This is a genomic window from Clostridium sp. CS1-1 (assembly GCF_056135525.1).
The window spans coordinates 1,636,533-1,659,214 of record NZ_CM148680.1 but is presented as its reverse complement, the minus strand read 5'-3'; the positions used below and the strand labels follow the sequence as shown (position 1 = coordinate 1,659,214).

Annotated in this window: 22 protein-coding genes; 1 reads left to right on the top strand and 21 read right to left on the bottom strand. The window is 36.4% G+C overall.

Features of this window, described 5'->3' with window-relative positions:
* Positions 1–9 precede the first annotated feature (9 nt).
* Complete coding sequence (locus tag AC0N0V_RS07485; protein WP_474463182.1) at positions 10–447, top strand: MerR family transcriptional regulator; 438 nt, start codon at positions 10–12, stop codon at positions 445–447.
* A gap of 412 nt (positions 448–859) precedes the next feature.
* Here the strand turns inward: AC0N0V_RS07485 and AC0N0V_RS07480 are convergent, their stop codons facing one another.
* From AC0N0V_RS07480 to AC0N0V_RS07380, 21 genes are all read right to left on the bottom strand, one after another.
* Positions 860–1,654, bottom strand: coding sequence for an ABC transporter permease subunit (locus tag AC0N0V_RS07480; protein ID WP_474463180.1), 795 nt, complete (start codon positions 1,652–1,654; stop codon positions 860–862).
* Between the two features lie 17 nt (positions 1,655–1,671).
* Complete coding sequence (locus tag AC0N0V_RS07475) at positions 1,672–2,589, bottom strand: ABC transporter ATP-binding protein (protein WP_474463179.1); 918 nt, start codon at positions 2,587–2,589, stop codon at positions 1,672–1,674.
* A gap of 281 nt (positions 2,590–2,870) precedes the next feature.
* Positions 2,871–3,029 carry a hypothetical protein gene (locus tag AC0N0V_RS07470; RefSeq protein ID WP_474463178.1) on the bottom strand — a complete coding sequence of 53 codons (159 nt, stop codon included), beginning with the start codon at positions 3,027–3,029 and terminating at the stop codon, positions 2,871–2,873.
* A gap of 355 nt (positions 3,030–3,384) precedes the next feature.
* Complete coding sequence (locus AC0N0V_RS07465) at positions 3,385–4,584, bottom strand: FprA family A-type flavoprotein (RefSeq protein ID WP_474463177.1); 1,200 nt, start codon at positions 4,582–4,584, stop codon at positions 3,385–3,387.
* Between the two features lie 56 nt (positions 4,585–4,640).
* Positions 4,641–6,548, bottom strand: coding sequence for an acyl-CoA dehydrogenase family protein (locus AC0N0V_RS07460; protein ID WP_474463175.1), 1,908 nt, complete (start codon positions 6,546–6,548; stop codon positions 4,641–4,643).
* A 337-nt stretch (positions 6,549–6,885) separates the two neighbouring features.
* On the bottom strand, positions 6,886–7,224 hold the full coding sequence (locus AC0N0V_RS07455) for a hypothetical protein (RefSeq protein ID WP_474463174.1): 339 nt from the start codon (positions 7,222–7,224) through the stop codon (positions 6,886–6,888).
* 363 nt (positions 7,225–7,587) lie between these two features.
* On the bottom strand, positions 7,588–8,481 hold the full coding sequence (locus AC0N0V_RS07450) for an alpha/beta fold hydrolase (protein WP_474463173.1): 894 nt from the start codon (positions 8,479–8,481) through the stop codon (positions 7,588–7,590).
* 201 nt (positions 8,482–8,682) lie between these two features.
* Positions 8,683–10,635 carry an ATP-dependent DNA helicase gene (locus AC0N0V_RS07445; RefSeq protein WP_474463171.1) on the bottom strand — a complete coding sequence of 651 codons (1,953 nt, stop codon included), beginning with the start codon at positions 10,633–10,635 and terminating at the stop codon, positions 8,683–8,685.
* Positions 10,636–10,730: 95 nt separating this feature from the next.
* Positions 10,731–11,759 carry a DUF362 domain-containing protein gene (locus tag AC0N0V_RS07440; RefSeq protein ID WP_474463169.1) on the bottom strand — a complete coding sequence of 343 codons (1,029 nt, stop codon included), beginning with the start codon at positions 11,757–11,759 and terminating at the stop codon, positions 10,731–10,733.
* Between the two features lie 155 nt (positions 11,760–11,914).
* Positions 11,915–12,217: a hypothetical protein gene (locus tag AC0N0V_RS07435; protein WP_474463168.1), complete on the bottom strand. Its 303-nt coding sequence runs from the start codon at positions 12,215–12,217 to the stop codon at positions 11,915–11,917.
* Positions 12,218–12,611: 394 nt separating this feature from the next.
* Positions 12,612–15,224 (bottom strand): phosphoenolpyruvate synthase, encoded by a 2,613-nt coding sequence (gene ppsA / locus AC0N0V_RS07430; RefSeq protein WP_474463165.1) that lies wholly within the window; start codon positions 15,222–15,224, stop codon positions 12,612–12,614.
* A gap of 227 nt (positions 15,225–15,451) precedes the next feature.
* Positions 15,452–16,216 (bottom strand): ABC transporter permease, encoded by a 765-nt coding sequence (locus tag AC0N0V_RS07425; RefSeq protein ID WP_474463163.1) that lies wholly within the window; start codon positions 16,214–16,216, stop codon positions 15,452–15,454.
* Positions 16,217–16,978 (bottom strand): ABC transporter ATP-binding protein, encoded by a 762-nt coding sequence (locus AC0N0V_RS07420; RefSeq protein WP_474463161.1) that lies wholly within the window; start codon positions 16,976–16,978, stop codon positions 16,217–16,219.
* Positions 16,979–17,091: 113 nt separating this feature from the next.
* Complete coding sequence (locus AC0N0V_RS07415; RefSeq protein WP_474463158.1) at positions 17,092–17,280, bottom strand: cysteine-rich KTR domain-containing protein; 189 nt, start codon at positions 17,278–17,280, stop codon at positions 17,092–17,094.
* 143 nt (positions 17,281–17,423) lie between these two features.
* Positions 17,424–17,774, bottom strand: a complete 351-nt coding sequence (locus AC0N0V_RS07410; protein ID WP_474463157.1) for a DUF1048 domain-containing protein — start codon at positions 17,772–17,774, stop codon at positions 17,424–17,426.
* A gap of 9 nt (positions 17,775–17,783) precedes the next feature.
* Positions 17,784–18,131, bottom strand: a complete 348-nt coding sequence (locus tag AC0N0V_RS07405) for a DUF1048 domain-containing protein (RefSeq protein ID WP_474463154.1) — start codon at positions 18,129–18,131, stop codon at positions 17,784–17,786.
* Between the two features lie 154 nt (positions 18,132–18,285).
* A complete protein-coding gene (locus AC0N0V_RS07400) occupies positions 18,286–18,639 on the bottom strand; it encodes a DUF1048 domain-containing protein (RefSeq protein ID WP_474463152.1) in 354 nt (117 codons plus the stop codon).
* Between the two features lie 2 nt (positions 18,640–18,641).
* Positions 18,642–18,965 (bottom strand): PadR family transcriptional regulator, encoded by a 324-nt coding sequence (locus AC0N0V_RS07395; protein ID WP_474463151.1) that lies wholly within the window; start codon positions 18,963–18,965, stop codon positions 18,642–18,644.
* 823 nt (positions 18,966–19,788) lie between these two features.
* Entirely contained in the window at positions 19,789–20,817 is a 1,029-nt protein-coding gene (locus AC0N0V_RS07390; protein WP_474464478.1) for a winged helix DNA-binding domain-containing protein, read from the bottom strand.
* 55 nt (positions 20,818–20,872) lie between these two features.
* Positions 20,873–21,433 carry a nitroreductase family protein gene (locus tag AC0N0V_RS07385; RefSeq protein ID WP_474463149.1) on the bottom strand — a complete coding sequence of 187 codons (561 nt, stop codon included), beginning with the start codon at positions 21,431–21,433 and terminating at the stop codon, positions 20,873–20,875.
* A gap of 82 nt (positions 21,434–21,515) precedes the next feature.
* The gene (locus tag AC0N0V_RS07380) at positions 21,516–22,427 is read right to left on the bottom strand and encodes a helix-turn-helix transcriptional regulator (RefSeq protein WP_474463147.1); all 912 of its coding nucleotides are present in this window, start codon (positions 22,425–22,427) and stop codon (positions 21,516–21,518) included.
* Positions 22,428–22,682: the final 255 nt, after the last annotated feature.

Below are 22,682 nucleotides of genomic sequence, written 5' to 3'. Positions count from 1 at the left end.
GGAAATAGAATGATTTATACAGTCGGTGAAGCGGCAAAGCAACTTAACGTTGCTGCTTCAACATTAAGATATTATGATAAAGAGGGATTACTTCCATTTGTAGAACGCTCCAGTGGCGGTATACGCATGTTCAAAGATGAAGATATGTCATGGTTAAAAATTATTGAATGCTTGAAAAAAACAGGTATGCCCATCAAGGACATCAAACATTTTATTGACTGCTGCATGGAAGGCGATTCCAAGATAGATGAGCGCCTATCTATCATAGAATTACAGCGAGATTCTGTGATAAAGCAGATGAAAGAAATGCAAAATATGCTGGATATGTTAAATTACAAATGCTGGTATTATGAAACCGCAAAAAAAGCCGGAACATGCGCCGTTCACGATAATATGAAAACAGAGAATGTTCCTGCGGAATATCATAAATATTTAGATGAAAAATAGAACTATTGATAATAATTTTTACAACAAATGCACTCTGTGGATTCCCGAAATCGAGAATTCGCAGAGTGCATTTCATTTTAACACTATTACTGTACATCTATTTCAACAAGTCAACTACGTATCCAAATGGATTTAATTCCTCTTTTCTAAAATCTTATTCATCAGTCCACCAACTTCGGTGACTAGGCCTTTTATGGATACAAACAATGTAACAGATGATATTCAATATAACAATTGAGATAATTAGATTTCCAGCATTTGAATAAATAACGGATGCTTTTTCCACTACATTCAATTTAAAAACTTTTTTAAAAATATTTAAAACATAATAATATGATATGCACAAGAATTGCCGCAATAAAGTTTGACCTTGCAACTTAGCTAAACCCCATCAAAGACCAACAACTTATGTTTAAATCAGTTTCTCAGGAATAAATTTTGAGGAAATCCTTTTTATTAATATATAATCAATTATAAAGAGAACCATACCTGCTATAAACATAACAAGGTTACTGAGCATAAGCACACCGGTCATCTGACCTACCAATATGAGAATTACAGGAAGAACAAGAAGACCACTTACCTGTTGGGATTCTTGAAAGGTTTTTGACTTTGCGGATACCATCACCGTAAAGATTAAGGATAGTAAATTAACTGCAGGTGAAATCCAAAGTATGATTATGAGCCATTTTATATCAGGGAAAATAAGCCCTTTAAAATGGATGAAGCCGCCTATATTTACTATAATACCAAAGAGTACAAAGGAAATTAGAGTTATAATATAAGCGGGTATAAAAACCCCTAAAATTTTTGCCCTTAGCAGCTGTTCCATAGATATTGGTGTGTAAAGTAGTGTCTCAAGTGTTTTGTGTTCTTTTTCGCCTACAAAACTACTTGCTCCAATAATTCCTGAACACATTATGGGAATTATAAGGAAGTATGATGGAAACATATAGTTTATAACAATTTTTATTAAAAGTTGGGCAGGAGTATATATCATATACTCGGAGGGTAATTTTTTGATAAGAGGTCCAAACTCTCTTATCATACTTGAGTCATTTCCAATAAAATTGGCACCTATCAGTAGACCCAAAGGTATGATTACAATCAGAATAATCGGTACAATAGTCATTGGTAGAATTACCTGCTTTGCGCTTGTTATTTCATTTAAATCTTTATAGATTAATGCTTTTTCACTTCTATTCATATTAAACCCCTCCGTTCTTATAGCGTTGCATCATCAGATATGCCTTTTATATACTTAAAGTACAATTGTTCCAAGGACCATTTTTGTTGTACAACCTCATAAATTTCCCCGCCGTTTGTCAATATACTTTGAAGAAGAGGGGTCACTTCTTTGTCTCCTGAAATAAGCTTGCTGTATAAATTATTATCCTCATGAAGAAAACCAAGCTTCTCAGAAATATTTTTTCCTCTAATTTTTAATTGAAGGCTGGCGTTTTTCTTTGAAGCAAGTTCATCAAAAGTACCGAAGCCCAGTATATTACCTTTATTTATAAAACCATAAAGTGTACATATATCTTCCGCATATTTTAATTGATGGGTACAAAGAAAAATTGTAACTTCATTTTCTTCTGTAAGTTCTTTTATAAGTCTTGTGACATTAAGTGCATTTTCCGGATCCAAGCCGGAAGTAGGCTCATCAAGAAATAAAACCTGAGGACTGTGAACGAGAGCAATGGCTAAGGAAATTCTCTTTCTCATTCCTGTACTGAAAGCTTTTACCTTCCTATCCTTTACATCTAATAATTCTAGCTTTTTCAATATGGAATTGGTACGTTCTTTAACCAGATTTTCTTCCATACCATACATTTTTCCAAAAAATATTAAATTTTGCTCAGCAGTAAGGTTTTCATAGCAGGAAGCACTCTCGGTCATAACTCCACAGAGCCTATGAAGCTCAGGGGTATTTTCCTTAACAGGTTTTCCTAAGATTTCAGCCTGGCCTGAAGTTGCTGAAAGAATTCCATTGAGAATTCTAACAGTAGTAGTTTTTCCGGAGCCATTCGGACCAAGAAAGCCAAATATCTCACCCCTAGGTATACTTAGGCTTATATTATTCAATGCATTAGTCTGCCCATCAAAGGATTTTCTAAGATTCGCTATATTTATTGCATTCATTTCTTTCACCTCACAATCATTAAATGCACAATGGGATAAAAAATTCAAAAATTGATACTACTAAAAATAACATACTTATAAATTTATTTTTTTAATATTAATTTAGCTTACTATCTTTAATCAAAAATTCGTATGAATTTTAATTGGCTATAAATTACTATTCGTCACAAAACTAAGAAATAAAAATGCCATCTTTTAAGAAGATGACGACGTAAATATTACTTTAATTAATACTTATTAATACTGTTAATAAAATAGTAATGCTAAATAGAACACTATTATCACTCATACATCGCATACATAATGGAGCCTATTATAAAAAGAGCAACATCCACCAATAATACTATCAAAGAGGTTTTTAATAGCTTTTTGTTGTTCTTAACAATTCCAATTCGAATACCTATCGCTGAAAATATACCAATAATTGCAAATAACAACATGCTTTATTCCTCCTTTATTAGATAACTTGATTAATAATTACATTTTACCATATAATTACTATGACACTATACCCTTTCAGCCTTTTATAATTCTCTACTGTAGTAGCTGCACTATTTATATTTACAGGTCTGATTGCTCCATTTTTATATTTTATTACTATATTGCGTCAACTTCTTTCTTGTTATACCCTTCAGACTACAATGCTCCAGAATCCTTACGTCTTTATTGATAGATTGAATAATACGGTGTTAAAAGCTAGTTAAGCCATTTATGGGCGATCGTATATGTATGATGGAAAGGACCGACTCACGAGTTTGTTTCATGAGTCGGTCCAAAATTTATGTTTTTCTAAAATCACTTCATTGACTGGATAATGCTGTCAGCAAGATCCTCCATTGAATTCGCGTCATCATCCTTCATGCTAGAGTTCAATGACATCCCATTGTCTAAAATAGTCATTTCTTTCATCTCTTCCAAAAGTCCACGCATCAATTTGCCAGATTGAGGAGCCCACGAGCCATTTTCTATTAGAGCGAAAGTACGTTTTTGAAGGTTTAATGCCTTCATATCTATTATATAATTCAGCATCGGTGGATAAATCTTCAAGTTGTAAGTTACACAAGCAAGAACCACATTACTATACTTGAATGTCTCGGAAATCAAATAGGAAACATGAGTTTTTGAAACGTCATACATAACCACATTTGTCATTCCCTTTTTTACTAACCTTGTTGCCAAATCATTAGCGGCGGCCTCTGTATTGCCGTACATTGTTCCATAAACAATCATTACTCCCTTTTCCTCAGGCTCATAACGACTCCACTTATCATACTTATCTAGCAAGTACCCGAAATCATTATGCCATACCGGTCCGTGCAGTGGACAGATAACCTTGATGTCTAGACTGCTAGCCTTCTTTAGCAGAAGCTGAACATGAGGACCGTACTTGCCTACAATGTTTGTATAATACCTTCTAGCATCGTCAAGCCAGTCTCGGTCAAAGTTTATCTCGTCATTAAACAGCTTACCATCCAAGGCGCCGAAAGTTCCGAAGGCATCAGCGGAAAATAGTACTCCGCTTGTAGTATCATATGTTACCATAGCTTCTGGCCAATGCACCATTGGAGCAGCCACAAACATAACGTTATGCTTTCCAAAGGACATTGTATCGCCTTCTTTGACTTCGATTACTTTGTCATCAATATGGAAACCGAACTGACGCATAAACATGGAAGCTTTTTCTGTGCATACAATCTTTACATTCGGATGACGAAGAATAATCTCTTCAATAGATGCTGCATGATCTGGCTCCACATGGTTGATTACCATATAATCTAAAGGTCTGTCTCCTAGAAGCGCTTGAACATTCTCAAGGAACTGACGGCAAATTGACCAGTCCACCGTGTCAAAGAGTACGTTTTTCTCATCTAGAAGCAGATACGAGTTATAGGAAACACCTCTTGGAATGGGATGAATGTTTTCAAAAAGAGCAAGGCGACGATCGTTGCCACCAACCCAATAAAGATCTTCTGTTATTTTTCTAACACAATACATGGATTTAATCCTCCTTTATGCTAAATACACATTATTATGCTTACTTATTATATAGATTAGCCTTCTATAAACATATTTTTTTCTTCTCCACAAGCAGGGCAGCTCCACTCCTCAGGTAGATTTTCAAAGAGTGTTCCCGGAAGTACTCCACCTTCAGCATCACCTAAGCCAGGATCATATTCGTAACCGCATCCATTACAGACATAATGTTTCCAAGCTGGGACTTCCTTCTTTTGAAGGGCTCTCTTCATCTTCTTCATTGGCGGCGCCTCTTTCTTTGATTCTCCATTGTCTAAAGCGGCAGTGAGCAATGGCAATATTTTCATTAAATCTCCAATGATACCATAGTCTGCATTCTTGAAAATTTTCGCATTAGAATCAATGTTTATAGCAACAACTGTAGTGGCATCCTTTATACCCTTCAAATGTTGAGCTGCACCTGAAATACCGCAGGCAATATAAAGATTTCCGTTGAATTTTTGACCAGACATACCAACATAACGATTAAGTGGTAAATATTTAAGCGTTTCAGCTACTGGACGGGAAGAACCTATAGCTGCACCGGCTTGTACTGCCAAGGCTTCTATAAGCTTCATATTTTCTTTTTCCCCTATGCCTAAACCTGCACTGACTACTCTTTCAGCCTCACTGATAGGAGTATCCAGAGGTATTCCAACGGTGAAATCATAGCCCTCTGCCTTAAGAGCTTCCACAAGTGCATTAACTCTTTCTTCAGGAGTTCCTTTATTAAAAATCACTTTTTTGCGATAACCTGTCTCAGGTCCATGTTGAGAAGCTTTATCTGCACGCTCAATCTTCGGCATCCTACCAATAATTTGGGAAGAAATAACTATACGCTGAATCTCATTGGTTCCTTCATATATTGTACAAATCTTAGCATCTCTGTAAGCACGCTCAACTTCCATTCCTTTCAGATAGCCGCTTCCGCCAAATATTTGAAGAGCATCGTTGACAATTTCAATGCAAACGTCAGAAGCATATTGTTTCGCCATAGCTGCTTCCATACTATAACGCTCATGATTTTCTTTCAACTCTGCTGCACTGTAAACAAGCAATCTAGCCGCCCTAAGCTTTGTCGCCATATCGGCCAACTTAAATGCTATAATTTGTTGCTGGCAGATAGGTTTTCCAAATTGAACTCTTTCTTTTGAATATTCAAGTGCATGCTCATAAGCACCTTGTGCGATACCGAGAGCCTGAGCCGCAATACCAATACGACCACCATCCAAGGTGGACATAGCAATCTTGAAACCTTCGCCCTCCTTACCCAATAGATTTTCCTTAGGGACTTTCACGTCGTTGAAAATTAGCTGTGCAGTAGCAGAAGAGCGAATACCCATCTTGTCGTAATGTTTGCCAAAACTAAAGCCTTCCCAGCCCTTCTCCACAATAAATGCACTGATACCACGAGTACCTGTATTCGGTGTAGTAACTGCAAAAACAATGTAAATTTCAGCCTCACCTGCGTTAGTAATAAATATTTTTTCACCATTTAAAATATAATAATCACCTTCTAAGACAGCAGTAGTCTCCGTACCTCCGGCGTCACTACCAGCATTTTCCTCGGTGAGCCCGAATGCACCAAGCTTTTCTCCTTTTGCCAGTGGGACTAAGTATTTCTTTTTCTGATCTTCCGTTCCATATGCGGCAATTGGATATGCTCCCAAAGATGTATGAGCAGAAAGTATTACGCCTGTACCACCGTCCACTCTTGATAACTCTTCTACGGCTATTGCATAGCTGATTATATCCAGACCAGCTCCGCCGTACTCCTTCGAATATGGTATTCCCATCATGCCCATATTAGCCAACTTATGAATGGCTTCTGATGGGAATTTATTTTCCTGATCCAGCATAAATGCAATAGGTTTAACCTCCTCTTCTGCAAACTCTCTGATTTTCGCCCTCAAATTTTCATGTTGTACCGTAGTGTTAAAAAACATATATTTCCCTCCTTTTAATCAACGTACTTCACAGCATACTCATGAAATGTATATATTAACTGTTACGTTTATATATATATATTAAATTTTTTTATTAGAACCTTCTCTAAAAGTCATTTTCATCACAAACCCAAGTGTAGCTAATATATGTTTCCTTGTTAAAAATACCCGTGCAAAAAGCACCTGTTATTAACAGATGCTTCTTTAGTAATGATAACTTTATTTTATTCTAATAACTTTTTTACCATAAGAATCGTTTTGCCATATTCATCAAAATTACCCAGACATCTCAATAAGTTAAAAGCATCTAGTAGTGTTCAAAAGCGAACAGCATTAGCTATCTACTTTCTGTTGTTGCAAACTGACTACCATATTGCTCTTTAAAATCTTCATCGAATTTATTTATTTCTGAAGATACTGATAACCATTTCTCTTTATTTATAATCTCATACTTATCCAATGAGCCAGTGTTGCCAACATTCTCAAGATTTCCGTTGAGTATTTTTTGAATTCCCTGATAATATTTAAAAACTAAGTTAATCTTTTTATCTTCTTTATCCTTATATGTTTGCTTAAGATAATCAAAATAAGAGTACAAAATAATCCCGAAGAAAGATTGTTCTTGATATGTTTTTTCAAATTTTCCTATCTTCCACTTTTTTATACATTTTATCACTCCTTTAAAAGGCTTGCAAAATGTGAGAAGCGAATCTTCCTTGAGAAAGAAACTTCGCTTCTTATTTTTTCTATATAAGTGTTGATTTAATCAGTAGCAAGCTATCGCTTTTAGAGATTTAGTTCTTTTATCAAAATTGGAAGCACCTCATCACGTCCAATTGTTCAACTCTTCTTAAGTGTCTCACCTTACTTATGATACGGTTCAACGTATCAGTTAAAAGTGATGTTTTAATATAGTTCGCAAATCTGTCATTTAATCATGTTCTCTATAATTGGCCTTAGATCATAGTTTACCTAGTTAGGCTTTTTCTCATTTACAGTATGACATATGTGTTTTTCAGATATACTTAATATATGCTACCTACATAGTATTTTTCGTATTGCTTATAAACTCTTTTATGGCAGATGCAACTTCTTCAGGCTGTTCATCCGCTGAATAATGTCCGCAGTTTTCAATTATCTTCATTTGGATATTCTTCAGGCCGCTTTCTCTAAATCCTTTCATGTATGTTTCGATATTTACGTGTTCATCTTCTCCTCGCAAGTAAAGAATCGGCATCGATACAATGTCACTTTTGGATTCCATATTATCTTTTTCATCCATAGCGAAACATCTATAAAAATCAAATCCTGCTTTCAAAGCCTCTGGACGGGTATAGGCTTCGGCATATGACTTTCTGTGTGCATTGCTCATTTTCTTACCCTTTCCAGCCATTACATCATAAAAATATGAAAAATATGATATTTCATTACCTGTAATAAGTTTTTCAGGTAATTCAGGTATGGAATGAAAAGCAAAATGCCAAATGTAGGGATTTGTTTTTACCGCATCCCACGGTTCAATTCCAGGGATGGCTACATTCATAATAACTGCGCGTGAAATCCTATTAGGAAAACTCTTCAAAAAAGCATAGGTTACCTGCCCCCCAACATCACATCCGACTAAAGTTACATCGGACAAATTCATGGTGTCCATAATACCGTAAACATACTTCGCTATATTGCGTTTACTGTATGACTTCAGCGGAATTTCCGAGTCTCCGATGCCGGGTAGGTCGATGGCTACTACATGATAATCCTCGGAAAGTACCGCCATAACGACTTCAAATTCTAACCAACGTGTCGGCCACCCGTGAATAAAAAATACTACAGGCTTTGATATTGAACCTGCTTCTACTACATGGATAGGTACCTCTTTGACAATAACTTTCCTGTGTGTAAAGACTTGTTCTGTTTCTTTTTCTTTATTTATCATTTTAGATCACTCCTATAAAGTTTCTTAACCACCTCATTATTATAATACTTATAACATGACAGCATCACGTCATGTTATACTTTGGGTATGAAATCTTTTTATTTCTTCAATCTTCTGAAGAAGATTTTCCTTTATATTTAAAGGCTCTAGAATTTGAACAAAGGAAATGTAGATAGTCGTAAACTTAAATAACTTAATAAACTATTTTACTTGAATTGTTTTGATTTTGGCTCCTCGAGGTAGAGCCCCCATGACCACCTTTTCCCATGGAGTTCCCGTTACTGACTCCATGACGGCTATTGCTCCCCGATCATACTTGGTTCTAATTAATCTTCCGCAGCCTTGTTTTAACTTTAATCCCATTTCAGGATAGTCTACGGCTATAAGTGGGTTCATTCCCTCCTTCTCTGCTTCTTTACGCCTCATTTCAATCAAAGGATCTAGAGACGGAAAGGGAAGTTTCCAAATTACAACGAGAGATAGAGACTCTCCAGGCACATCAATTCCCTCCCAAAAGTTAGCACCGACTAATACAGATGATACTTCTTCGCGAAATCTTTGAACAAGATATCCACGTTCACCTTTATCCTCCCATAGAACTTCAAAAGGCAGCTGATAGCCCCTAATTTCTTTTCTTATTTTCCTGACTTCAGTCAAGGAGTTAGTGAGTATCAGGGCTCTTCCTCCATTTTCTTTCAGCAGAGATACTAGTTCTTTTATTTTACGTGAAAACTTGGTATCACCAGTGTCCTCTGCGGAGGGCTCAGTCAAGTAAACAACCGCCTGCTCCTCAATATCAAAGGGGCTTCCAACAGTGGATTTAGAAGGTTCTTTTAAGCCAAGAGTTCGAGTAAAGTAACCAAAATCTCCCTCATTACTTAAGGTTCCTGAAGTAAACACCACAGGCAATTTCTTCTGAAACAGATGTTTATCCAGCATATTGCTCAAATTGCGAGGAACTACCCAAAAGCTACCATCTGACCTATCTACCCAGGTAATAACCTCGGTACTTTTGTTCCTGACAAACCTAGTCAGGGCCGTAATTGATCTTTCTATTTGAGTTTCAAAAGTATTTATTGTACTTTCTAGCAAAGCTTCTATGTATAGTTCTTTCTCAATTTGCATCTCTAACAACAACTGATCTAGTGCTTTACGAAAAGCATCAGCTGCTTTGAGCAGTTCATTATCTATGCGAACAGCGATACGATCCGATTGCTCATCATCAATTATACAGTGATTGAGCCTTTCAAAAAAATTATGAGTGGACTCTTCCAAGGCAACTGCAGTTGAAACCAGTGACGTTCTAGCTCCCTGAATTTCTTCTATTGAAAGGATGATGTTATCAATATCATCCTTATCAATTTTTCTTCCAGCACGCATGGCTGCCGGCAGCATAACTTTATGCCCTTCATCAAAAATAACCATCGAGTAATTGGGAAGGAGGGGCATTTTGCCGTCGGCAATCCGTTCATCCCGTGTCCATAGATCCTCAAAAAATATTCCATGATCAGCGATAATTAAATCCCTGGCAGGCCTGTAATGTTCTCTTGCCCTGACAAGTCTGCAAAATCCTTTTCTATAACAGACATCACAGGACATAGTCTCATTCCATCCAATCTGTCTCCATACAGTATCAGATATATGCGGCATTTCTGAGCGCTCACCTTTTTTAGTATTTACTAACCATTGATTAATCTCATCAGAGTCTGTAGTATCGCCAAACACTCCTCCTGCTCCACTAACTTTCTCATCACAAATATACTGACGGGGATCCTTTGCCATTCGCACATCTATTTCTAATCCCAGTATGTGGGAAAGGACTTGAATATCTCCCTTTGGACCTGCCAGCTGCTCCTGAAGTGCTGTTGAGGCACATGCAATTACCGCAGGTTTTCCACTGAAACGGGCATAGGCAATTGCTGTGAGTAAGTAAGCAAAGGTCTTGCCAGTACCTACCTCAGCTTCAGCTAGATGAACTTTTTTATTACAAACTGCATCTGCAAGCTGAAAAGCAGTATATATTTGTTCCTCACGTACCTCATATCCCTGTTCCGGAAGAATATCGTAAAAAACATCGCCAATCCAATCCATCAATTTAGTTGGAAACTCTTCCTTCGTTTTATAATCAAAAGCTGTCTTTAGTCTCTTAGACATTATTTTTATCCTCCTGTCAACTTATAGAATACCATAGAAAGGTCAACTGCCAACCATAGAATATCTACGTTTCAGCAGCTTGAAGTTATCCTCTACTATAACTTGCTAATTTCAATGATCTGGTACTCCATTGTTCCTAGTCCAATCTTTTCTGCATGTTGAAGAGATTTCCTACCTTTTTCAAAAAGTTTTTCGCCGCTATTTTTCTTAACCAGATCCAGGCATGCTGTATCCAGGGCAACAGGATCTTTTCCAGCAAGAATACCGATATTGCTTACAATTGGTTTCATATGTATACCCGCGCAGTCGCATTCCTTGGTGATATTGTGAAGAAAGTTAACATATATGATATCCTTGTCTTTTGATGCTCCGTAGGCATATTCTGAGAGCTTCTCAAAAAAATGGGCCCCTCCCCAAGTGTTTTCGATTGCACCCTTAGGGCAAACTGCAATACAACCAGCACAACCAATACATTTACTCTCATCAATTACCGCAACATCTGACTTTTGGATGGCACCAAAGTTACATTTATTTATACAAATACCACAAGAGATACATTCTTTAGCATTTACTACAGGAGATATCCCTGAATGCTGCTCCAGCTTTCCGCCTCTAGCAGCAAAACCCATAGCAAGCTGCTTTAGAGCTCCACCAAATCCCGCTGCTATATGCCCTTTGAAATGGCTCATAACAATAAGTTGTTTGAATTTCCCATATCCCTTGCCTATTTTGCATTTCTTGATATACTCTTTATTTATTTCTATTTCATTGTACTCTGTTCCAATGTCTCCATCTGCTATTATAATGGGAATCTGTGTGAAGCCATGGGATTTTGCTGTTTCAATATGAATCTCTGTGGTAGTCCTTGATCCCCTATACAACACATTGGTTTCAATGTAAGATGGAAATACTCCCTTTTCTTTCAGATAACTTATGGTTTCCTCGTAACATTTTGCAGGTATAAAGGTTTCATTTCCTTTTTCACCAAAGTGAACCTTTATAGGTACTTCTCTCTCAAATTTATGTCCAGTTTCCGATACTATTTTTTTCAATAGCTCCAAAGCATCTTTTCCAATCTGATTATAATCAGATTCTGAATTCTTAATAAAATATACTTTACTCAATTTAATACCTTCCTTTTTCATACTTTTTGATATATTTTAATTTTTTATATAAATACTTTATTTAAAAGGTAAAAAGAAACAGCCGCAGTTATTATATTTACCCAATCTACAAGCCACACTCTCAGGTAGGATATTAGCCTCCTTGAATTTTAAAGCTATTGACTTTGTTTTTCTTCTTCTGCGATTTTTTCATTATACTCTTTAAAATAAAGTTCTTCCTTAGATCTATACTGCATCCATGTACCACAATATACTAATTGCATTATGATATTTGCATCCTGGCTATGAACCATATCCGTCAACTTTTCATATTCTGCAATAAATGAATCTTCATATACTTCAAAGTCTTTTTCCGTTATGTGGCCGTTTCTACAATGTCTATCACCAGCTACTACACGAACTAGTCTGTTCTTTAGCTTCATAGTTCCAATATTTGTTTTATCAAATAAAGTTTTCATAAAGATATTATCTCACTATATTTTCATATTTATCTGTGATTTTACTTACAAAATTGCCTTAATTCTAAAGTTTTTTTCAAGGCATTTTTTAGTATATCATATGGAGTTAACTCTAAGTCAATAGTACTGTCTGTCTAAGAAGCACCAAATCGCTTAATTGTGTAATTATGGCTAAGTTTATCTGCTAATGGAGCAGCTTACTTCTTTCTATTTCAATATGCTGAAAGATAAGGTAATTCCTATTTTTAGAAACTAATTATTTTCTATGATACAGAAGATTGTTGAAGCGCACGTTGATAAAAAAAGCATAAATAAGAAAGCGACCCTAATTGGATCACCTTCCTAGCTTTCATCTTTTATTTAGTTCCCCAGGATAAAGATAACATCTTCCTCCTTATAGGATTTCTACATACCCTTCAGTTCCATTCACCCGGATTCTCTGTCCGTCTTTGATCAGCTTGGTAGCATTCTCTACTCCGACAACTGCTGGTAAGCCATATTCACGTGCGATAACTGCTCCATGGGTCATCAGTCCACCAACTTCGGTGACTAGGCCTTTTATGGATACAAACAATGGTGTCCAGCTAGGGTCGGTAAAGGAGGTGACTAATATATCTCCATCTTCTAGATCAGCATCTTCCATGTTTAAGATGACACGCGCTCGCCCCTCTATAACTCCAGATGAGACAGATAGACCTACAATAGCGCCCACTGGGATATTTTCTCGTTTGTACTTACCGGAGAGTGTTTCACCATCAGAGGTGATAACACGTGGGGGTGTCAGTTTTTCATATAATTTGTATTCATCTTGACCTTTTCTGATGATCTGGTAATCCAGTTTATTTGTGCGCACAACTTCACGAAGTTCTTCAAAAGTGAGATAATATATATCTTCTTTTTCATGAATAACGCCTGTTTGTACGAGTTGTTCGGCTTCTTTCATTAAAGCCTGCTTATAAACAAAGTAACGACTAACCATGCCGTACTTTGGATATTCACGATAACCGATAAAATTCCGAATTAGGTCGATCTGACCTTTTGTTTCTTTGGCTTTTTGTTCACCATCCGGTAATTGCTTCAATCGATCTAATAACTCCTGTTCTTTTTTCAAAGCTTCCTGTCGTCCTTGCTCAAATTTTCGATTGCCGGCATTAGGCTCAAAATTTTTGATATTGCTAAGAATCATAGGGACAAGTGTGATTGGTTTTTCGCTCCAACGAGTTCTAGTAATATCGATTTCTCCGCTGCATCGCATTCCGTATTTGTTGAGATAAGACAAGATTGCATCTCGAGTTTTCTGTCCACCATCAAACTTAACCAGTTCCTCCAAAAAGTTACCATCTTTTACATGTTGTAAATAATCAATCACTTCTGGGTAAGGACGAATCACATCTGCTACATCCAATAGCGCTAGACCCATTTCCGAAGTAATATTGTTTGGTACAGATTGAGAAAGTATGTCTGCTGCATTTTTTTCACCTAGCCACTCCTTCATTTTTTCATTGGTCCATGATGAGGCATTTATAGCAGCCATAAATACAGCTGTACTTTGTGGGTCAAATAAAATCTTCTTTAATTCCTGAATATCTTCCAAAATAAAGTCAATTAAATCTGATCCTGATTTTGTTTGAATTTTTTGTTTTAACTCTTCTATGGATCTTTGACTCTTTTTAATCAAGTCAGAAACGATTGTCGGGTTGCTTTCGATTTGTGCCTCCGAATCCATAGATGACTTAACTTTATTGCTTTTACGGTTACTCTGGTTCTCTTTATCATTTGGTAAACATTTTATGAAATCTCGCTCTATTATGGTCATAAGTGCATCTTTCATGAGCGGATCGTGTTGTCCCATATTATTTAATAACATTTTTCTGCTGTCAGGTGACGCCAGCATTTGTGCCACATCAACAAACAACCTTCCACCAGCTTTAAACCTGTGTCCAAAAGATACTAACTCCATTAAAGACATTCCTAGTGGCTTTAAGGGGTCTGTCATCATTTGTTGATGACCTACAGATACATAGACGTGATTTTCTTCATCCTTCGCTTCAGGGATTGGATATAAAGTAGTGATTGGGCGACTCTGGACAATATAAAATGTATCATGAGCCAAACACCATTCGATGTCCTGTGGGTGGCCGAAATGCTCTTCAATCTTTCTGCCCATGTACTCAAGCTGTAAAATCTGCTCATCGGTGAGCGCTTGCATATTCTGCATCTCAGGTTCAATCTGTTGTTCTCTCGTACCGCCATCTTTTAAGGCATAAATAGCTAGCTTCTTGGTGGATATCTTCTTATCGACAACCTTGCTGTTACGTACTTTATAATTATCAGCATTCACTAGGCCGGAGACCAGGGCCTCACCAAGTCCGAAGCTGGCATCAATAGATAACACCTTCCTATTAGAAGTGACTGGGTCCACAGTAAACAAAATTCCTGCCGTCTGCGGGAAGACCATCTTCTGAACAACCACAGACAGGTGTACTTTACGATGATCGAAGCCGTTTTGAAGGCGGTAAATTACTGCCCTCTCGGTAAATAACGATGCCCAACACTTGCTGATATGCCTTAGGATTGCCTCTCTTCCGATAATGTTCAAATAGGTATCCTGTTGGCCTGCAAAGGAGGCTGTCGGTAAATCCTCTGCAGTTGCACTGGAACGCACAGCATAGGCATCTTTTTCACCAAACTTTGTGAGATAACCCGCGATTTCTTCAGTTATATCCTTAGAAATGGGTATTTTTTTGATGACCATGCGAATTTTCTTGCTAACTTCACCAACTTTTTCCCTATCTTCTACTCTAAGATTCGATAATTCATCTAATAAACCGTTAAGTTCCTGATTATTTTCAGTTATCTTTTTATATGCTTCTGTGGTAACACAAAAACCTTCTGGTACTGGAATCCCATAAATCTTGGATAGTTCCCCTAGGTTGGCGCCTTTCCCCCCCACCACGGAAATCTTTGTTTTATCAATTTCCTGAAAGCTAAGCACATATGAATTCATATATATTCTCCTTCCTCTTTTCTAGGTATGGGTGAAACAATTCTCTATGAAGTGATATCTGCTTCTATAATACCCGCAATAAGAGCAAATTATAAGCCTGTTATTTATAAATTTCATATGATATAATAAAAGTGGGAGAGTAGTTGATTTTTTATAAATAAATTACCATTTAATAATATTACGAGCTCTTTAAATTTCTAAACTAGATGTACTTATATAAATATAGGTCATAATTTTTTATAGATCCTCATTGCAAAGATATAAGCAACAATTATTATTGCTATACACCAAGCAAGGGCAACCCAGATATCATTTCCTACTGGTTGGTTTGCTAATAAATTACGAATAGCTTCTACGATAGGAGTTACAGGTTGATTTTCTGCAAAAGCACGTACTGCTGAAGGCATAGTATCTGTCGGTACAAAGGCAGAACTGATAAATGGCAAGAAGATGATTGGGTAAGAGAAGGCCCCTGCACCATCTGGTGTTTTAGCAGCAAGTCCCGCAATTACAGCAATCCAAGTCAAACCAAGTGTAAAGATCCCAAGAATTCCAAATACCGCTAACCATTCTAAGATTCCCGCTGAAGAACGGAAACCCATTAATAATGCAACAAGTATAATCACTACTACAGAAATTCCATTAGAAATTAATGAAGTTAATACATGTCCCCATAATACTGTAGAACGAGCTATAGGCATAGAGTGGAAACGTTCAAAAATACCACGTTCTTTATCTATATACAAACGGTAAGCTACATATGCAATCCCACTACCAATGGCCATTAGCATTATACCTGGTAATAGATAATTGACATAATTTTTTGTACCTGTTTGGATTGCACCACCAAATACATAAACGAATAATAACATCATGGCAATTGGTGTGATACAAACTGTAATAATTGTGTCCATACTTCTAAAAATATGATGCATAGAACGTCCAAACATAACACTCATATCTTTGAGAAAATATTTATTTGTAGATTCCATTTATTTCTCCTCCTTTTTACCAATGATTGTTAGGAATATTTCTTCCAATGTAGGTTGTTTCTCAACATATTCAACTTTTGCAGGTGGAAATAATTTTTTCAATCCTTCTAACGTATCTAGAGCAATGATTTTTCCCCCATGAAGAATAGCGATTTTATCTGCAAGTTGTTCTGCTTCCTCTAAATATTGAGTAGTTAAGAATACTGTAGTTCCTGCAGTTGATAACTCTTTTACAATCTTCCAAACTTCTAAACGTGCTTCTGGGTCAAGACCTGTCGATGGCTCATCTAGGAAAATAATCTTTGGATTTCCCACAAGACTCATTGCGATATCAATTCTTCTTTTCATACCTCCAGAGTAAGTACCTACTCTTCGGTCTGCAGCCTCTGACATACAAAAACGATTAATTAACTCATCTGCTACTTGATTTGGATTTTTAAGATGTCTAAGTTTTGCTATCATTTGAAGATTTTCACGTCCAGTCAAAATTTCATCAATAGCAGCAAACTGACCAGTAAGACTGATAGAACCTCTAATCTCCCCTGGATTTTTTTCAATGTCAAAACCATTTATCACAACACTTCCAGCATCTGCTTTAAGTAAAGTAGCCATGATTCTAATCATTGTTGTTTTTCCGGCTCCATTGGAACCTAGTAATGCAAAGATACCTCCCTGCTCTACTTCAAAATCTACTCCTCTGAGTACTTCTACATCTTTGTAAGATTTCTTTACCCCTTTAATTTGTATGATATTTTCTTTCATTTTCTTTTCCTCCTCTACAATATAGTAGCCTTACTCAAATCTGCGTATAATCCTTTCAATACAGCTTGAGTGTTATCCTAAAAAAGAGCCGATAACTGTGATTTAACTCACGGTTATCGGCTCTGCGTCTTAGCGTCTGGCTCTTTGATAACTGTTACATTCAGTTGTTTTACATTGATTATGGTTTCCTGTTTACACTTGGGACAAAATAGTGGGAAGTTTTCAAGCACTGTATCCTCACGTATCTTGAGCCTTGTTTTGTTGCTACACACTGGGCATAATATCCACTCGTTTTTACACACTTTACCATCCCCTTATTTCATATTTTTGTTCACTACTATGATTTTAGTGCATACAAACATTAAGCTGCTTTTCAGTATGCTCCCCTTTTGCGGGAGCACAGACCTTTCACATCAATTGCTTTTTCAATCCCCATATCTTCCTTTTACTTTGTTTTATCCGTAACCTTTTTTATAACCTTGTTAACTTCTTGGCCAACAGATTCTTGATAGATGTCAGCGTAAGTTTTTGAATCTTTGATTAGATCGTCGCAAAAAGCAGCTACGTCACTGCCCGTCACTTCCAGCACACCTTTCCCCAAGGCCGCACCCTCTTCAAAAAGATCCATAATCCCCGAGAGCAAACCTATCCCGTCGGTTAGCTCAACAGGGCCAACCTTAAAGAGATATTTTTGAATCTCTTTATAAACAATCTGAAAATCTTTTGGGAGTGCTTTCACACGCGCCACGTGGGCTCTCCACTCTTTTTTGCCTTCGATAATATCTTGTATTCTCATTTTGTCCTCCTATTTACCTAATTTTTTAGTGATATTATTGTTAAGTTGCTTGCGCCATTTGTCGCGAAAAGAGTTTGCCCCTTCTTCGCCAACCAGGGCTAAGCAGAAGCCTTCGATATCGTCACCCAAAGCCTCTTGTACACTCTGACCCTCCGCAGCGGTTTCTTCCAGCAGGCCAAGCACACCGTCAAGAATTGGCATGAGATTTCGACCGGTGAAATCTGAGTGGCCCCAAAGATTAGCCTTAATTTTTTCCCATGCAGTTTGATAATCAGATGGTAGCTTTTGCGCTCGGGATTCAAAAGTTTTCATTTCTTTAGTCATGTCACTTCCCGTAATTTTTTCCCAAAAATTCATTATTTATTCTCCTTTAACTCGTTAATTTTTGATGATACGAATTCCCATCTTTCCCAGAACTTCCGCAGTTATTTGCCCCCGGATCAAAGTGGGCGCAATTCAGAACATCTTTTTGTAGTTTTTTTCAATCCTTTTATGGTTATGGCTAAATCAATCATTTTGAATCGTTCACCTTTCCGAATTTATTCAATATGTCGCGGTTTAGTTTCTTACGCCAGTTTTCCGTATATGTTTTGGCGTTGCGCAGAAGTTCATCACAGAACGCTGCCGCGTCTTCGCCAGTGATTTCTAATACATGCTTGCCTTCAGCTGCGCCGGCCTCGAACAAATCTATCAATTCATATTGAATCTTCAACATGTCATAGCCGTTTCCTGCCGCAAAATTCCACATATATTCTTGGATTTTTTTATATACGAATTGATAGTCATGAGGCAGCATTTCTACCCGTGCCATCTGTTGCTTGTACTCTTTTTTATCCCCTACTATTCTTTTAAAAAGTTCCATCATAATTACTTTTCCTCCTTTAATTGGTTTATTTTTGTTGCAACAAATTCCCACCTTTTCCAGAACTTCCTCAACTCCTCGCGTCCCGCATCATTAAGGGTAAAAAACTTTCGCGGCGGTCCCATATCGGATTTCTTTTTCGTAATTTCCACCAATTTATTTTTCTCAAGTCGCACCAAAATAGTATATACTGTCCCGTCTACAACATCTGAAAATCCAAGCGCATTCAGCCTCTTAGTAATTTCATAACCATATATCTCCTCATGACTAATAATTTCAAGAACACATCCTTCAAGTACACCTTTTAACATTTCTGTTATGTTTTCCAAATAAATCACCTCTTCACTATCTAGCATTACTGATATTCTGTATTACTTACTACTACTATATAGTATCACGCAGTAGCATTAGTGTCAATATGATATATTTATTTTTCTCAGCGAGATTTAAAATAATACTAAAGATGATAACAATCACCTTATAATAGTGCAAGTAGAAGCTAGGCTCAAATATGAGTGCCTTTTTACTTGATAATCCCACTGCCATCACTAAATATGACAAACATCCTGAAACATTTTGAAACTTCCTTTAAAAATTTATTACTTATTGAGTTGTTTTACATAGTTTATAGATTGTATTGTTCTACTAATCCAACATAAACATTTACGCAATACCTAAACCTTAGCACAAATATCCTTAGTTCTGCGTATTTGTTACCCCCCCTAAACAAAAATACCACCTTTCTAGTAACAGATTTTTTATTTTTTAATCTGTCTACTTTAAAGGGAGCATATCAGCTTGTTTATGGGAACATAAACCACACATGAAAAAAAGGGCTAAATTTCTCTAACCCTTTGATTTTAAGCTATTTAAGTTATATTAACGTAACTGTCTCAATGTGTGTTTTGGCAGGGATATGATACTAATACGCATTAATATTCAGTTAATTCTAGGGGGGTCGGTTTTAGAGGGTCGGGGGGGCGTGAGCTTATACCTTTTCGCAAAATGCTGCAATTTCCTATTTTGGTGGATTTTAATTGATTCAAGCAAAAATGCATTTCTCCTTAAAATCCATTCGCATATACCCCATACAACATATCCTTACTCAATTGAAAATAAAATATATGTTTACCATACCATTTACTTTCTGCCCTAATCATGAATAACAAACTCAATGTGATGTTCATCAAAATCAGGTGCAGCAAACTTTAGCAGATCCTGCCCTTCTACTAGGAGTGCTCTATGATTTTCTTTCGAAACAGGCTTAAACAGTTCAATATTCAAAGTAGCAGTGTTAGATTGCTTATCAATTTTCCATATTCCCTGAACGAAACCATCTACTAGTACTGCTGATCTTATTATTCCATTTTTCGTGAATACCAGTTCTTCATACTTCTTTGCAATGATTCTGGTTCTATCTGCATGTGACAAAAGTATATTATCAAATTCAGATAAGTAACGTGGTGGAGCTGGTGTATCTTTATCCGGTCTTGGCGAATCTGGCAAATCAAACAGCTCGTTCCCACCTTCATCATAAAATGTGAATAGTCCTGGCCGTAATTTATCTATTACCTTCCGAATCCCGGTGAGTCCTGACCAAACTTGAATATCCTTAACACTGGCAGGTCCGAAGGCCCCAAGATATCTAATTATCATTTCATCCAATGATGTATTTTCAGATAAGGATTTTCCTAGCCATGTTTCCGCAGTAGTATGAACTGCCGGACCGCTTTTACCCCATAAGCCACGTGGAGGTACTTGCACAAGTGGAAGCAGGTTTCGTATTGCATTTGCTAAAGCAAATGGATCACAGTCTGGCCAATATTCCTGCAGCAATTTCCCAAGCTCATTTAATGTACGAGATTCTTCTTCTAATATTGCCCGTCCTGCTGTTATAAGTTCATTAGTATCAATGCCTTTCAGAAACTTTCCAAAGTTGCCCTTCAGACTGCGTTCTAAAACTGGCTGGAGTAAAGAACGATATTCTAAACAATAACAATCAGTAACCATATGGAGTGTTGAACGCATCATTGCAATGCGTACTACACTCCTATCATTAATCAGATTAATTAATTCTTCTTTTCGAAAATCCAGCAATCGGGTCCAAAGGGCAAAATACGCTGAGTTTGGAGCCTGTGATTGTATTCCTGCCAGATGTTCAATTGCATTATAAGCAGACATTTTTACTCGTTTTAATAGCAACTGTCGTTCTAAAAGTGCACGATTTAAGGACCTTTTATCTAACATAATTCACAACATCTGCTTTTCTAGGCATATTATTATCAGCTTCAGTTGCTTTATATCCTAATGCAATTGAATAAATTGGTTTAAATTCATTAGGAATACCTAACTGATTATTTAGATCTGTATCCTTTTTAGCATTAATAAAATTCGGTGCTGCACTAACCCAGCAGGAACCAATACCAATAGACTCAGCAGCTATCATCATATTTTCTGCTGCTAGGGCACAATCTATCTGAGCTGCCATAGCATTTTCAGCTCCTGATAAAATAATTGCTGCAGGCGCCTTATGAAATATATGAAAATTTTCATTATTAGCAAATTGGTGAATAAATTTATCATTTGATTTCTTGTATTCCTCCTGTACAGCTTTGGACATCCTATCTAAGAGTTCTTTGCTCTGTATCACAGTAAAGTGCCATGATTGCTGATTTCTTGCGTTAGGTGCATATATGCCTGCTTCTAAAATCATTTGCAATTCTTCTTCTTTAATTTGTTCAGCTTGATAAGCTCTGACACTTCTTCTGTTTTTAATATTTTTTAATGTTTCATTCATAATTATCTCTCCTAATCATAAAGTTAATTTTTAATACTGATTTATTATAACCAAAAGAACATGACAACTGCTTGTCATGTTCTTAATATAAATCATAAATTTCTTTTGCTTTTTCTTTTATAATACTTTTAAGATGTGCTGGATTTAAAATCTCTACATTTTTACCAAAGCTCAGTATTGTACTATAAATCCATTCTCCTTCCGAGCAGTGCACTTTAGCTGTCATGCTACCATCGTCGTTAAAGCTGACATCTCCTCCATAAAATAAATCTAAAGCATTAGCAGCTACATTTGAATTAAACCTTAATTCAAGATCAATAAAATTACCTTTTTCGTCAGATTCCCACTGAAACTTGGGTTCCTCAATTTCTTCTTTGTTTAAACAGCATATCCCTTCTGTTATCTCTAAATCTCTTATCCTGGAAACCTTAAATAGCCTGCAATCATTCTTAACTCTACAAAATCCATAAAGATACCAGGTATTATATTTAAATACAAGTGTTAACGGCTCCACATTCCTTGAAATATTTTCACCTGAAGCATTTGTATAATTGAATTTAACGATTTTACCTTTTTCAATTGCCGTTCGTATTAGGTTAAGAGTATTCTTAATAAAGCCATAATAATCCCAATTATCAAAATCCATAATAAGTGTTGTATTATTCTTGTTAGAAGAAAGATTTTGCACTTTATTCAGTGTATCATCATATTTTCTATTTTGAAAAATTGTAGATATACCTTTTAATATAGCCGTGAGAGAATCAATGTCCTGGGTACTAAGGAACCCTTTATCTATTTTGAAACCCTCCATGATACCAAAGCCTCCATTACCGCCTTGATATGATGTTACAGGAATTCCTGCAGCACCAAGTGTTTCTATATCACGGTATATGGTTCTTATAGACACTTCAAACTTATCTGCTAAGTCTTTTGCAGGAACAATATCATTATTAATTAGCATCATTGTTATTGATAATAGTCTGTCTAATTTCATGAATTCACCTTCATCTATTTATACTATAGTTGAGTTCTACTTTTCATTTAATTAAATTGTAACATAATTAAGGTAAATATGTAGTCATTTATTATTAACCATTCCTTAACACTTACACGCATAATATATAATTCCACAAACACTCAACATATTGCAAATTAAGTTACATTAATGGGTAAACAAAAGTGTACGCTATTTATGGTATGGTTCTCTAAAGATAATCCTGTATAAAATTATACCCTAGTTTATTCTATT